The following is a 12,255-nucleotide window of genomic DNA, read 5'->3' as shown; positions in this document are numbered from 1 at the left end:
TTAAAGAAACATCCGTTTCTAAGAAAAAAAATTAATCGGCATCGACTGCTTCTGTTGCGGTTTCAGCGCGATCAACCAATTCTACAATGGCCATTGGGGCATTGTCGCCTGGACGATTGCCACATTTTAAAATACGCAAATAGCCACCCGGACGCTCTTTGTAACGCGGGCCAAGCTCATTAAACAACTTGGTAACAATATCCCGATCCCGCAAACGCGCAAAGGCCAAACGCCGACGGGCAACCGAATCCTCTTTCGCCAGAGTAATCAATGGCTCGGCCACTCGCCGTAATTCCTTCGCCTTGGGCAAGGTCGTTCTAATCAACTCATGACGCATCAGCGAAGCCGCCATGTTCTTTAACATCGCCTTGCGATGCGAACTGTTACGACTGAGCTGTCTGCCTACATTACGGTGACGCATAATAACTTATCCTAAATCAATAGAGTAACTTGATCAGCTACTGCTTTTCTGTTCATCATACAAGTTGGGCGGCGGCCAATTTTCTAAACGCATACCCAACGATAAGCCCTTGGAAGCCAGTACATCTTTAATCTCTGTCAGCGATTTTTTGCCCAAATTAGGCGTTTTTAACAGTTCATTTTCTGTTTTCTGAATCAAATCGCCGATATGATGTATGTTTTCCGCTTTGAGACAATTGGCTGAACGCACTGTCAATTCCAACTCGTCAACCGGACGCAACAAAATCGGATCAATATCAATTTCGGGTTCTGGCTCTTCGGTTGTAATATCACCTTGTAAATCAACGATCACTGACAATTGATTTTGCAAAATGGTGGCGGCTTGGCGAATCGCTGATTCTGGGTCTACCGTACCATTGGTTTCTAACTCAATGATCAGCTTATCCAAATCAGTGCGTTGTTCTACCCGCGCCCGCTCAACTGAATACGTCACCCGCGACACGGGACTAAAAGAAGCATCCAATTTCAGCGTGCCAATCGTACCATCATGATCATCATCTCGCTGGCGTTGACCGACGGCTTGATACCCCCGGCCTAACATGATTTTAAGGGTCATGTTTAATTCGCCCGATTTGGTCAGATGCGCGATTAAATGCTCAGGATTGAGAATTTCTACATCATGATCTAAGACAATATCCGAAGCACGCACCGGCCCTGGGCCGGCTTTGCTTAATCGCAACTCAACCTCATTGCGCCCGTGCATCCGAATGGCCAATCCTTTAAGATTTAACAAAATATCGGTGACATCTTCTTGTACACCTTCAATTGTAGTGTATTCGTGCAGTACGCCATCAATGGCCACTTCCACTACCGCAGCACCCGTCAAAGATGACAGTAAAACACGACGCAGGGCATTGCCTAAAGTATGCCCAAAACCACGGTCCAAAGGTTCCAGTGTGACTTTGGCGACGGTATCGCTGACATGTTTTACATCAACGATACGGGGTTTTAATAATTCCATTACACCGGATGATTGCATAATCCCCTCTTGTACAGTGGATCAGGATTACTTCGAGTACAACTCAACGACCAGTTGTTCATTAATCTCGCTGGGCAGTTCCATGCGCTCGGGGGCCGCTTTGAAAATACCCTTCATGCCCTTAACATCAACATCAACCCATTCAGGAAAGCCATATTGTGCAGCCGTATCCAATGCACTGGTAATGCGCAATTGTTTCTGGCTTTTCTCACGAATACGAATTTCATCACTGGGCTTGACTTGGTACGAAGGAATGTTCACGCTCTGACCATTGATCAAAACCGCTTTGTGACTCACCAATTGCCGCGCTTCAGCACGAGTGGCCGCAAAACCCATGCGATACACCACATTGTCCAAGCGGCATTCTAATAGACGCAATAAATTTTCACCGGTAGAGCCTTTTTGCGCACTGGCTTTTTGGTAATAATTACGGAACTGACGCTCTAACACGCCATAAATACGACGTAATTTTTGCTTTTCCCGCAACTGCGCAGCATAATCGGACAAACGTTGGCGTTTATCCCCATGCTGACCGGGGGTTTTATCTAATTTACATTTGGTGTCTAACGCACGCGAACGACCTTTCAAATAGAGGTCTGTACCTTCACGACGACTTAACTTACATTTGGGGCCTAAATATCTCGCCATTCCCTTTCACTCCTGAATTTAAACACGTCGCCGTTTGGGGGGGCGGCATCCATTGTGCGGAATCGGGGTGACATCAGTGATGCTGGTGATCTTAAATCCGTTGGCATGTAATGCCCGCACGGTAGATTCACGTCCTGGACCGGGTCCTTTAATCCGCACTTCTAAATTTTTAACCCCAAATTCTTTGACCACATTACCCACTCGTTCGGCGGCAACCTGCGCTGCAAAGGGCGTGCTTTTACGTGAACCACGGAAACCACTGCCACCTGAAGTTGCCCAACCTAAAGTATTCCCTTGACGGTCAGTGATGGTGATGATGGTGTTATTAAACGAGGCATGGACATGCACAATGCCGTCGGTGACGCTTTTTTTAACTTTTTTACGAGCAACGCGTTGAGAAGCTACTTTTGCCATAACAATTCCTGAAGAGTTCTTTTCATGTCAGTTGAAGTGCCACAGCACGCCATGCCACCGTCAACTAACGCAAGGCTTTATTTACGAATCGCTTTACGGGGACCTTTACGTGTCCGCGCATTGGTGCGAGTCCGTTGACCGCGTACAGGTAGACCACGACGATGACGCAAGCCACGATAACATCCTAAATCCATTAACCGTTTAATGTTCATGGAAATTTCACGGCGCAAGTCACCTTCCACATTGTATTTAGCGACTTCACCACGTAACGCTTCTAATTGACCTTCATCGAGGTCTTTAATTTTCGTGTCGGGGGCAATGCCTGTGGCTTGGCAAATGGCCTTTGCGCGGGTCGGGCCGATGCCATAAATCGAGGTCAGTGCAATGACGGCATGTTTCTGCACTGGGATATTAATACCGGCAATACGTGCCATTCTTTTCTCCGTTTTCTTAAACTAGGTAAACCAACTCAACCCACAAGTTAAGGTGGGTTTCCGCCGAGTATCAGGGGCAGACTCACTTTTGGGGATAAACCCAAGTGTCATTTTTCCACAAGAAACGCGACAGAAACACACAGGGGAGTGGGTTTAATCGCTGCATTCACATCACCACCGTGATGGGCTATGGCACCTGAACCACTTGAGGTAAGTTCCCAAATTCGGCCGCGATAATTTTCAGTTCTCCATTATCCCACTGAGGAAATGATGGATACTGACAAACGTTAGCCTTGTCGTTGTTTGTGACGTGCATCAGTGCAGATCACACGGACAATCCCTTTACGTTTGATGATCTTGCAGTTGCGACAAATTCTTTTTACAGACGCTCTGACTTTCATCGATTTCTACTCCAACTCTGATTCACGATAGCGTATTATTAAATAATACGCCAATCATTTCGCTTTTAACGCAACAAAGGATTGCGGCCGCCCCCTTTCAGGTTTGCCTTCTTCATTAAGCCTTCGTATTGGTGCGACATCAAATGCGCCTGCACCTGCGCCATAAAATCCATTACCACCACCACAATAATCAACAAAGACGTTCCCCCAAAATAAAACGGAACATTCCATTGCAGATTTAAAAATTCAGGCAGTAAACAGACCGCTGTAATGTAAATAGCCCCTGCCATGGTCAAACGTGACATCACTTTATCAATGTACTCAGCCGTTTGTCGTCCGGGACGCACGCCGGGAATAAAAGCTCCCGACTTTTTCAAATTATCCGCAGTTTCTTTCGGGTTAAACATCAATGCCGTATAGAAAAAGCAGAAAAAAATGATCGCCACCGCAAATAACATGACATACAATGGCTGACCCGGTGACAGCGTTTGTGACAGATTTTGTAACCACGTCATGCCTTCTGCACTACCAAACCAGCCCCCCAAGGTCGCAGGGAACAGAATGATACTTGAAGCAAAAATCGGTGGAATCACGCCAGCCATGTTGAGTTTTAAGGGCAAATGACTGGTTTGACCGGCATAAACTTTATTACCGACTTGACGCTTGGCATAGTTTACCGTAATTCGCCGTTGTCCGCGTTCGACAAAGACCACGAAAGCAGTCACCAATAACACGATGATCAACAACAAAATCAAGGTGAAAAAGTGCAATTGTCCGGTGCGCGAGAGTTCCAACGTTCCGCCGATTGCAGCGGGTAATCCTGCCACAATCCCCACGAAAATGATCATGGAAATCCCATTACCAATTCCCCGTTCCGTAATCTGTTCACCCAACCACATTAAAAACATGGTGCCAGTCACGAGGGTTAATGCCGCAGTGATCCGAAAAGCGATCCCTGCATCAATCACCACGTTTTGACTTTCTAAGGCAATCGCCACCCCAATGGATTGGAATGTGGCTAATACTAAGGTGAAATAACGGGTATATTGAGTAATTTTGCGCCGTCCGGATTCGCCTTCTTTTTTCAACTGCTCCAGTTTTGGATGCACTGCGGTGAGCAGTTGCATGATAATTGAAGCCGAAATATAAGGCATAATGCCCAAAGCAAATACAGAGAACCGCTCCAACGCACCACCAGAGAACATATTAAACATGTCCAAAATAGTGCCACGTTGGGCTTCAAACATTTGTTGCAACGCCACCGGGTCAATGCCCGGCACGGGAATGAACGTCCCGATCCGAAACACCACAATCGCACCTAGCAAAAACAGCAAGCGATGCTTTAATTCGTCCAGTCTGCCCAATCGGGCTAACTCTGCGGTGTTAATAGCCACTTAGTCCTCGATGCTGCCGCCAGCCGCTTCAATTGCGCTTCGTGCGCCGGGGGTGACTGCGATTCCTTTTAACTGAACCGCGGTAGTTATTTTGCCAGAAGCGATCACTTTGGCATGTTCACAGTAACGAGGCACAACCCCTGCTGCTTTCAGTGCGGCCAAATCAATAGGGCTTTGGCTGACACGCGCCAATTCGTGTAAACGAACTTCAGACCGCGCCCGCGCAGTACGGGAAATAAAACCCACTTTAGGCAAGCGGCGTTGTAATGGCATTTGACCGCCTTCAAAACCCACTTTATGGAAGCCGCCAGCACGCGAAGTTTGTCCTTTGTGACCGCGTCCGCAAGTTTTACCCAAGCCAGAACCAATTCCACGTCCTACTCGTTTGGCGACGGGTTTTGATCCTTCAGCCGGTTTCAATGTGTTTAAAAACATCTCACACTTCCTCTACTTTTAGCAGATAGGAGACTTTGTTGATCATACCGCGGATTGCGGGAGTATCATCGAGTTCAACGCTGTGGTGCATACGACGCAAGCCCAAACCGGCCACACAGGCTTTATGTTTAGGTAAACGTCCATGGATACTGCGAATTTGCGTGACTTTCAACTTTTTGCTCATCACACTGTACGCGAGACTCTTCGCTCAATCGAAGAGGGATAGCATCGGCAATTTGCCGCCTGTCTCGCTTCCTCCGTTTTCTGTCTTGCTACGTTGGTTAGACCGCTCTCGACCGCCTGAAGCGGCGAGACTGTTGTGTTGACTGCAATGCAAGCCGAGACTAGCTGCGAATCTCTTCAAGCGTTTTACCGCGTTTGGCGGCGATGGCATCTGGACTTTGCATCTGCTGTAGTCCTTTGAAAGTGGCACGTACCACGTTCATAGGGTTGGAAGAACCAATCGATTTTGCCAACACATCGCGCACACCTAATGCGTCAAAGACAGCCCGCATCGCTCCACCCGCAATAATTCCTGTCCCTTCTGAAGCCGGTTGCATGTAAACTTTAGCTGCACCGTGACGAGAAGTACTGGGATAATGCAAGGTTGTGCCGTTTAACGGGACTGTTTTCATGTTTTTACGGGCATTTTCCATTGCTTTTTGAATCGCAGCGGGAACTTCGCGGGCCTTGCCATAGCCGAAACCCACTTTACCCTTGCCATCTCCAACCACGGTCAATGCGGTGAAACTGAAAATTCGTCCACCTTTAACCACTTTGGCGACGCGATTCACGGTCACTAATTTTTCAACGAGATCGTCATTTTTACTGGTTTGTACGTCGTAATTCGCCATTTGCCATTACCTAGAAGCTGAGACCAGATTCACGCGCCGCATCGGCTAACGCTTTGATCCGACCATGATATTTAAAACCAGCCCGATCAAATGCCACCACGGTGATTCCAGTGGCTTTAGCACGTTCGGCGATGGCCTTGCCCACCCACGTGGCGGCATCCACGTTACCACTATAAGCACCGGTTTCTTTGAACGCTTTGTCCAAAGTGGATGCACTGGCCAAAACGGCCGAGCCGGTGGGTGCGATTAGCTGGGCATAGATGTGCCGCGGTGTTTTATGAATACACAAGCGATGCACGCCCAATTCCCGGATTTTGGCACGAGTACGACGAGCGCGACGTAAACGGGTTGTTTTTTTGTCCATCGAGGCTACCTACTTCTTCTTGGCTTCTTTCATGATGATGACTTCATCGGCATAACGCACACCTTTGCCCTTATACGGCTCTGGTGGACGGAAACTGCGAATATTCGCAGCCACTTGCCCGACCAATTGCTTATCCGCACCTTTCACAATCACTTCAGTTTGTGAGGGGGACTCAATGGTGATGCCTTCTGGAATCGGATACTCCACCGGATGCGAGTAGCCTAAAGACAGACTTAATAATTTGCTGTCTTTCAACTGCGCCCGATAACCCACACCCACTAACGTTAATTTGCGTTCAAAACCACGACTTAGACCAATAATCATATTATTGACCAACGCTCGCGTGGTGCCGGCAAAGGCATCTGCTTCCGCGCTGTCATCGGTGGGAGTAAAGGTCAACACGCCTTCATTCATCGCCACGCGCACGCTGGGATGAATGCTGTGGCTTAATTCGCCACGTTTGCTGTTGACGGTCAGTTGTTGTACCTCTAGGTTGACAGTTACGTCTTTAGGCACAGTAATTGGACTTTTAGCAATTCTTGACATCGCACACCCACACGGTTAAGAAACGTAACATATCACTTCACCACCGTGTCCCGCAGATCGCGCAGCACGGTCGGTCATAATCCCCTTAGAGGTTGACACGACAGCAATACCCAATCCCCCTAACACGTTGGGAAGTTGATCTTTAGACTTGTAAATACGCAAGCCCGGACGGCTCACCCGCTTTAACAGTGTGATGACAGGACGACCTTGATAATATTTGAGAACCACTTTAAGCTGAGGTTTGGCATCCTCAGACACACTAAAATCACTGATATAACCTTCATCTTTTAACAATTGTGCGATGGCCACTTTCTTCTTGGAAGAAGGCATCACGACGGTTGCTTTTTTCGCGGTTTGACCGTTACGAATGTGAGTCAGCATATCAGCGATGGGATCAGACATACTCATTTTTGATTAAATCCTCTGCGCTTACCAACTGGCCTTAACCAGACCTGGAATGTTTCCTTTCATCGCTTCTTCACGCAATTTGTTACGTGCTAAACCAAATTTGCGATAGTATCCGTGTGGACGACCGGTCAAACGGCAGCGATTACGCAACCGACAACGACTGGCATCACGCGGTTGAGATTGCAATTGAATTTGTGCAGTCTCTTTTTGCTCCGCAGTGGCACTGACGCTGCTGATTACTTTTTTCAGTTCAGCTCGTTTGGCCTCGTGTTTACTGACGATGCGGGCGCGCTTTATCTCTCTGTTCACCATACAGAGTTTTGCCATAATCTAATGTTCCTTGAAAAACAGCTTGGAAATAAGTCAATCCTTCAACGCCCCCCCAATAGGGGAGGGCGTTCAGACCCCATTTGTCATTATTTAAACGGGAAACTGAAGGCTTGTAACAGTGCCTTGGCTTCTGCATCAGTATTCGCGCTGGTGGTTATTGTAATATCTAAACCACGCAACACGTCAATCTTGTCATAATCGATTTCAGGGAAAATAATTTGCTCCCGAATACCTAAACTGTAGTTGCCGCGACCATCAAACGCCTTACCACTGACTCCACGAAAATCACGAATTCGTGGCATGGCAATGCTCACCAGACGATCTAAAAATTCGTACATCCGCGCACGGCGCAATGTGACTTTACAGCCAATCGGCCAGCCTTCACGAATTTTAAACCCGGCAATGGATTTACGGGCTTTAGTGACGACGGGTTTTTGTCCTGCAATGGCAACCATATCACCCAGTGCGCGTTCGATAATTTTCTTATCGCCCACCGCTTCGCCTAAGCCCATGTTTAACGTAATCTTTTCGATACGTGGAACTTGCATCACACTTTTGTAGCCAAACTGCTCTTTTAAGCGGGGGACTACGGTGCTTTTATAAAATTCTTCTAGCCTTGCTGCCATCTTATGCCTCTAGGACTTCGCCATTGGATTTAAAATAGCGGACTTTTTTGCCGTCTTCTAGGAATTTAAATCCGACTTTGTCGGCTTTTCCAGTGACCGGATTCAGCAAAGCAACGTTAGAAATATGCAATGGCATTTCTTTTTCTACGATGCCGCCGGCTTGCCCGCTGACAGGGTTCGCACGGGTATGACGTTTAGCAATATTGGTGTTTTCCACCACCACACGGTCGTCCATCACGCGGATGACTTTACCGATTCTGCCTTTGTCTTTACCGGCAATGACGATCACTTCGTCATTACGTCTAATTCTGCGCATAGTTGCCTCGCCTTACAGGACTTCGGGTGCCAATGAAATAATTTTCATGAACTGTTCAGTACGCAATTCACGGGTCACTGGCCCAAAAATACGTGTACCAATCGGTTGTTTTTGGTTATTCAACAACACCGCAGCGTTGCCATCAAAACGCAACAAAGAACCATCGGGACGGCGCACCCCTTTGCGGGTACGTACAACAACAGCGTTATAGACTTCGCCCTTTTTCACTTTGCCGCGAGGAATGGCTTCTTTCACCGAAACTTTGATGATGTCGCCAATGTGGGCATAGCGACGGTGCGAGCCACCCAGCACCTTGATACACATTAACCGCCGTGCGCCGCTGTTGTCGGCGGCATCCAGCATGGATTGCATTTGTATCATTTTTTACGCTCCAAAACGGTTCGGCACACGGCCGACCACAAAAAAGGTTGGAATGATACCAAATTCAGTATCATTTGAAAAGCATTGATTGACAAAATCTTTTGTCGTTACATCTCTGCTCGTGACACGATGCTTTCCAAACGCCATGCCTTCGTTTTTGACAGGGGACGGCTTTGTACAATCGTCACGATGTCGCCTTCTCGACAAGTGTTTTCTTCATCGTGCGCGTGTAATTTGGTAGAACGTGTAATGAATTTGCCATATTTCGGGTGTTTGACGCGACGTTCAATCAACACGGTAATGGTTTTGTTCATTTTATTGCTGACTACGCGGCCGGTTAAGCCACGGTTGCTTTTGTTTTCGGTGTTCTCAGATTCTGTCACCATGTTTAGCCTGCCTTCTTCTTCTCGTGCAAAACGGTTTTAATACGCGCAACATCACGACGAGCAGCACGAATTCGCGCCGGATTGGTCAGGCGTTGACTGGCTTTTTGCATCCGCAAATTGAATTGTTCCCGCCCTAAAGCGAGTAATTCTTCATTCAATTCAGCAACGGATTTTTCGCGGAGTTCACTGGCTTTCATATTACATCACCGTGCGACTGACAAATGTGGTTGGAACAGACAGTTTAGCCGCGGCTAAACGAAAGGCTTCCCGCGCTGTGGCTTCAGGAACGCCTTCAATTTCGTAGAGCATACGACCGGGTTGAATCAAAGCTACCCAGTATTCCACATTACCTTTCCCTTTCCCCATCCGCACTTCTAGGGGTTTTTTGGTAATGGGTTTATCGGGAAAAACGCGAATCCACAATTTACCGCCCCGTTTAACGCGACGGGTAATAGTACGACGGGCGGCTTCGATTTGCCGAGCGGTAATGCGACCGCGCCCCGTGGCTTTGAGGCCAAATTCACCAAAACTCACACTGCTACCGCGTTGGGCAAGCCCGCGGTTTTTGCCTTTGTGTTGTTTTCTAAATTTTGTTCGTTTAGGCTGTAACATCGTTGGTTTACTCTTGGTAGAACACGGCGATTAACGCTCGCGGTTAGCCATCGCTTCTTGGGCTTGTTGCTTGCCGATGATTTCGCCTTTGAAAATCCACACTTTTACGCCAATAATGCCGTAAGTGGTTTTTGCTTCAGCAAAGCCATAGTCGATGTCGGCACGTAAGGTGTGCAACGGCACACGCCCTTCTCGATACCATTCCATCCGCGCAATCTCCGCCCCATTGAGACGGCCACTGACATTGATCCGAATCCCCTGCGCCCCTAAACGTAACGCATTACTCACCGCACGCTTCATGGCACGACGGAACATGATCCGTTTTTCTAATTGTTGCGCCACGCTCACAGCGACTAAATAAGCGTCGATTTCAGGTTTGCGAATTTCTTCGACACTGATATGGACAGGAATGCCCATCATGGCAGAGACTTCTTTACGCAGTGCGTCAATGTCTTCGCCGCGCTTACCAATCACAATCCCCGGCCGTGCCGTATGGACAATGATCTTGGCATTGCGCGCAGGACGTTCGATACGAATCTCACTGACTGAGGCTTGTGCCAGTTTTTTCTTCAGAAATTCACGCACTTGTAAATCGGTATACAAGTAATTCGCGTATTGTTGGCTGTTGGCGTACCATTTGGAAGACCAGTCACGGATAATCCCTAGTCGCAAGCCCACTGGATGTACTTTTTGTCCCATAATACTCTCTCTTAACTCTCGGTCACAGCGACAGTGATATGACTGGTTCGTTTGATGATACGATTGCCACGTCCTTTGGCGCGGGCGTGCATCCGTTTCATCACCGGGCCTTCATCCACGCAAATTTCTGACACGTATAAATCATCAATGTCAGCCCCTTCGTTGTTTTCGGCATTCGCCACGGCGGATTCCAATATTTTTTTGACCAGACCGGCTGCTTTTTTGTTGGTAAAAGTCAGCGTGTCTAAAGCCTGAGACACTGGCATTCCACGAATCAGATCGGCAATTAACCGAGCTTTTTGCGGAGAAATTCGGGCGTTACGATGTCTGCTATAAACTTGCACTTGCATCTTCACACTCTCTTAACGTTTAGATTTTTTGTCAGCAATATGACCGCGGAAAGTACGGGTAATGGCAAACTCACCGAGTTTGTGTCCGACCATGTTTTCTGTCACGAAGACGGGAACATGTTGGCGGCCATTATGTACTGCAATCGTTAAACCCACCATCTCTGGAATCACCATAGAACGGCGTGACCAAGTTTTGATGGGGCGTTTGTTACTGGTTTGCACAGCGACTTCGACTTTTTTCAGCAAGTGCAAATCAATGAACGGGCCTTTTTTAATGGAACGTGGCACGGTTAAATCTCTTTTGCTCAGTAACTGTTTATCGGTTATCCCGTGGGATAACCGCCCTTAAAAATTATTTGCGACGACGCACAATCATCTTATCAGTGCGTTTGTTGTGACGAGTCTTCGCGCCTTTGGTCGGGAAGCCCCACGGTGTCACAGGATGACGACCGCCAGAAGTCCGACCTTCACCACCACCATGAGGGTGATCGACAGGGTTCATCGCCACACCGCGCACGGTCGGCCGTTTGCCACGCCAACGCGACGCACCGGCTTTGCCTAAAGACGTTAAGTTGTGTTCGGCATTGCCGACTTCGCCTAAAGTCGCACGACAATCGCTTAACACTTTGCGCATTTCACCAGAACGTAAGCGTAAAGTGGCATATTGACCTTCGCGGGCAACCAATTGCACGCCAGCACCTGCACTACGAGCCAACTGCGCCCCTTTACCGGGTTTCAGTTCGATACAGTGAACAGTGCTACCGACAGGGACATTGCGCAAGGGCATGGCGTTACCGGGTTTAATCGGGGCATGTGCGCCTGACATCACGGGCGTTCCCGTCGATACGCCCTTAGGCGCAATAATGTAACGACGTTCGCCATCGGCATATAACACTAAGGCAATATGTGCGCTACGGTTGGGATCGTATTCAATCCGTTCTACTTTACCGGGAATGTCATCTTTATCCCGTTTAAAATCGACCACGCGGTAATGTTGTTTATGACCGCCGCCTTGATGTCTGACCGTAATGCGTCCGTTGTTATTGCGTCCACCCTTTTTGGTTTGTTTTTCCAATAATGGGTGATACGGTTCGCCTTTGTGCAAGTCGAGCGTTTTGACCTGCACCACGAAACGACGACCGGCAGACGTGGGTTTTGCTTTTACAAGTGCCATGTTTAATTTCCTTCACAGCGGCAA

24 protein-coding genes are annotated in these 12,255 nt (G+C 48.1%); all 24 read right to left on the bottom strand.

The genetic code is table 11. From position 1 onward, the window contains the following. Positions 1-31 precede the first annotated feature (31 nt). The 24 genes from rplQ to rplB all read right to left on the bottom strand — a co-directional run bounded on the left by rplQ (position 32) and on the right by rplB (position 12,231). The gene (gene rplQ, locus TPSD3_RS03670) at positions 32-421 is read right to left on the bottom strand and encodes a 50S ribosomal protein L17 (protein ID WP_086487228.1); all 390 of its coding nucleotides are present in this window, start codon (positions 419-421) and stop codon (positions 32-34) included. A 33-nt stretch (positions 422-454) separates the two neighbouring features. Beyond that, a complete protein-coding gene (locus TPSD3_RS03665; RefSeq protein WP_086487227.1) occupies positions 455-1,459 on the bottom strand; it encodes a DNA-directed RNA polymerase subunit alpha in 1,005 nt (334 codons plus the stop codon). 27 nt (positions 1,460-1,486) lie between these two features. Next, entirely contained in the window at positions 1,487-2,107 is a 621-nt protein-coding gene (rpsD, locus tag TPSD3_RS03660; protein WP_086487226.1) for a 30S ribosomal protein S4, read from the bottom strand. 18 nt (positions 2,108-2,125) lie between these two features. Continuing rightward, a complete protein-coding gene (gene rpsK, locus TPSD3_RS03655) occupies positions 2,126-2,521 on the bottom strand; it encodes a 30S ribosomal protein S11 (RefSeq protein ID WP_086487225.1) in 396 nt (131 codons plus the stop codon). Between the two features lie 77 nt (positions 2,522-2,598). Further along, the gene (gene rpsM, locus TPSD3_RS03650) at positions 2,599-2,955 is read right to left on the bottom strand and encodes a 30S ribosomal protein S13 (RefSeq protein WP_086487224.1); all 357 of its coding nucleotides are present in this window, start codon (positions 2,953-2,955) and stop codon (positions 2,599-2,601) included. Positions 2,956-3,242: 287 nt separating this feature from the next. Next, complete coding sequence (gene rpmJ / locus TPSD3_RS03645; protein ID WP_086487223.1) at positions 3,243-3,356, bottom strand: 50S ribosomal protein L36; 114 nt, start codon at positions 3,354-3,356, stop codon at positions 3,243-3,245. A gap of 65 nt (positions 3,357-3,421) precedes the next feature. Beyond that, complete coding sequence (gene secY, locus TPSD3_RS03640) at positions 3,422-4,750, bottom strand: preprotein translocase subunit SecY (protein WP_086487222.1); 1,329 nt, start codon at positions 4,748-4,750, stop codon at positions 3,422-3,424. Next, entirely contained in the window at positions 4,751-5,185 is a 435-nt protein-coding gene (gene rplO, locus TPSD3_RS03635) for a 50S ribosomal protein L15 (protein ID WP_086487221.1), read from the bottom strand. A 1-nt stretch (position 5,186) separates the two neighbouring features. Next, on the bottom strand, positions 5,187-5,369 hold the full coding sequence (gene rpmD, locus TPSD3_RS03630; protein WP_086487220.1) for a 50S ribosomal protein L30: 183 nt from the start codon (positions 5,367-5,369) through the stop codon (positions 5,187-5,189). A gap of 160 nt (positions 5,370-5,529) precedes the next feature. Next, complete coding sequence (gene rpsE, locus TPSD3_RS03625; protein ID WP_086487219.1) at positions 5,530-6,039, bottom strand: 30S ribosomal protein S5; 510 nt, start codon at positions 6,037-6,039, stop codon at positions 5,530-5,532. A 10-nt stretch (positions 6,040-6,049) separates the two neighbouring features. Continuing rightward, positions 6,050-6,403, bottom strand: a complete 354-nt coding sequence (gene rplR, locus TPSD3_RS03620; RefSeq protein ID WP_086487218.1) for a 50S ribosomal protein L18 — start codon at positions 6,401-6,403, stop codon at positions 6,050-6,052. A gap of 9 nt (positions 6,404-6,412) precedes the next feature. Next, complete coding sequence (gene rplF, locus TPSD3_RS03615; protein ID WP_086487217.1) at positions 6,413-6,949, bottom strand: 50S ribosomal protein L6; 537 nt, start codon at positions 6,947-6,949, stop codon at positions 6,413-6,415. Positions 6,950-6,964: 15 nt separating this feature from the next. Next, positions 6,965-7,357 (bottom strand): 30S ribosomal protein S8, encoded by a 393-nt coding sequence (gene rpsH / locus TPSD3_RS03610; protein ID WP_086487216.1) that lies wholly within the window; start codon positions 7,355-7,357, stop codon positions 6,965-6,967. 21 nt (positions 7,358-7,378) lie between these two features. After that, a complete protein-coding gene (rpsN, locus tag TPSD3_RS03605; protein ID WP_086487215.1) occupies positions 7,379-7,684 on the bottom strand; it encodes a 30S ribosomal protein S14 in 306 nt (101 codons plus the stop codon). A gap of 89 nt (positions 7,685-7,773) precedes the next feature. Continuing rightward, positions 7,774-8,313, bottom strand: coding sequence for a 50S ribosomal protein L5 (gene rplE, locus TPSD3_RS03600; RefSeq protein ID WP_086487214.1), 540 nt, complete (start codon positions 8,311-8,313; stop codon positions 7,774-7,776). A 1-nt stretch (position 8,314) separates the two neighbouring features. Further along, entirely contained in the window at positions 8,315-8,629 is a 315-nt protein-coding gene (gene rplX, locus TPSD3_RS03595; RefSeq protein ID WP_086487213.1) for a 50S ribosomal protein L24, read from the bottom strand. A 12-nt stretch (positions 8,630-8,641) separates the two neighbouring features. Then, a complete protein-coding gene (gene rplN / locus TPSD3_RS03590; protein ID WP_086487212.1) occupies positions 8,642-9,010 on the bottom strand; it encodes a 50S ribosomal protein L14 in 369 nt (122 codons plus the stop codon). A gap of 107 nt (positions 9,011-9,117) precedes the next feature. Further along, the gene (rpsQ, locus tag TPSD3_RS03585; RefSeq protein ID WP_086487211.1) at positions 9,118-9,396 is read right to left on the bottom strand and encodes a 30S ribosomal protein S17; all 279 of its coding nucleotides are present in this window, start codon (positions 9,394-9,396) and stop codon (positions 9,118-9,120) included. A gap of 2 nt (positions 9,397-9,398) precedes the next feature. Then, positions 9,399-9,593 carry a 50S ribosomal protein L29 gene (rpmC, locus tag TPSD3_RS03580; RefSeq protein ID WP_086487210.1) on the bottom strand — a complete coding sequence of 65 codons (195 nt, stop codon included), beginning with the start codon at positions 9,591-9,593 and terminating at the stop codon, positions 9,399-9,401. Between the two features lies 1 nt (position 9,594). Continuing rightward, on the bottom strand, positions 9,595-10,008 hold the full coding sequence (gene rplP, locus TPSD3_RS03575) for a 50S ribosomal protein L16 (RefSeq protein WP_086487209.1): 414 nt from the start codon (positions 10,006-10,008) through the stop codon (positions 9,595-9,597). Positions 10,009-10,038: 30 nt separating this feature from the next. Beyond that, positions 10,039-10,707 (bottom strand): 30S ribosomal protein S3, encoded by a 669-nt coding sequence (rpsC, locus tag TPSD3_RS03570; protein ID WP_086487208.1) that lies wholly within the window; start codon positions 10,705-10,707, stop codon positions 10,039-10,041. A gap of 11 nt (positions 10,708-10,718) precedes the next feature. After that, positions 10,719-11,057 carry a 50S ribosomal protein L22 gene (gene rplV, locus TPSD3_RS03565; protein ID WP_176329710.1) on the bottom strand — a complete coding sequence of 113 codons (339 nt, stop codon included), beginning with the start codon at positions 11,055-11,057 and terminating at the stop codon, positions 10,719-10,721. A 12-nt stretch (positions 11,058-11,069) separates the two neighbouring features. Beyond that, a complete protein-coding gene (gene rpsS / locus TPSD3_RS03560) occupies positions 11,070-11,345 on the bottom strand; it encodes a 30S ribosomal protein S19 (RefSeq protein ID WP_086487207.1) in 276 nt (91 codons plus the stop codon). A gap of 64 nt (positions 11,346-11,409) precedes the next feature. Beyond that, positions 11,410-12,231: a 50S ribosomal protein L2 gene (gene rplB, locus TPSD3_RS03555; protein WP_086487206.1), complete on the bottom strand. Its 822-nt coding sequence runs from the start codon at positions 12,229-12,231 to the stop codon at positions 11,410-11,412. Positions 12,232-12,255: the final 24 nt, after the last annotated feature.

Origin of the sequence: Thioflexithrix psekupsensis (assembly GCF_002149925.1) — a bacterium.
GTDB classification, from domain to species: Bacteria; Pseudomonadota; Gammaproteobacteria; order Beggiatoales; family Beggiatoaceae; genus Thioflexithrix; species Thioflexithrix psekupsensis.
The sequence above is the reverse complement of the archived record's forward strand: the minus strand, read 5'-3'. Positions and strand labels throughout refer to the sequence as shown.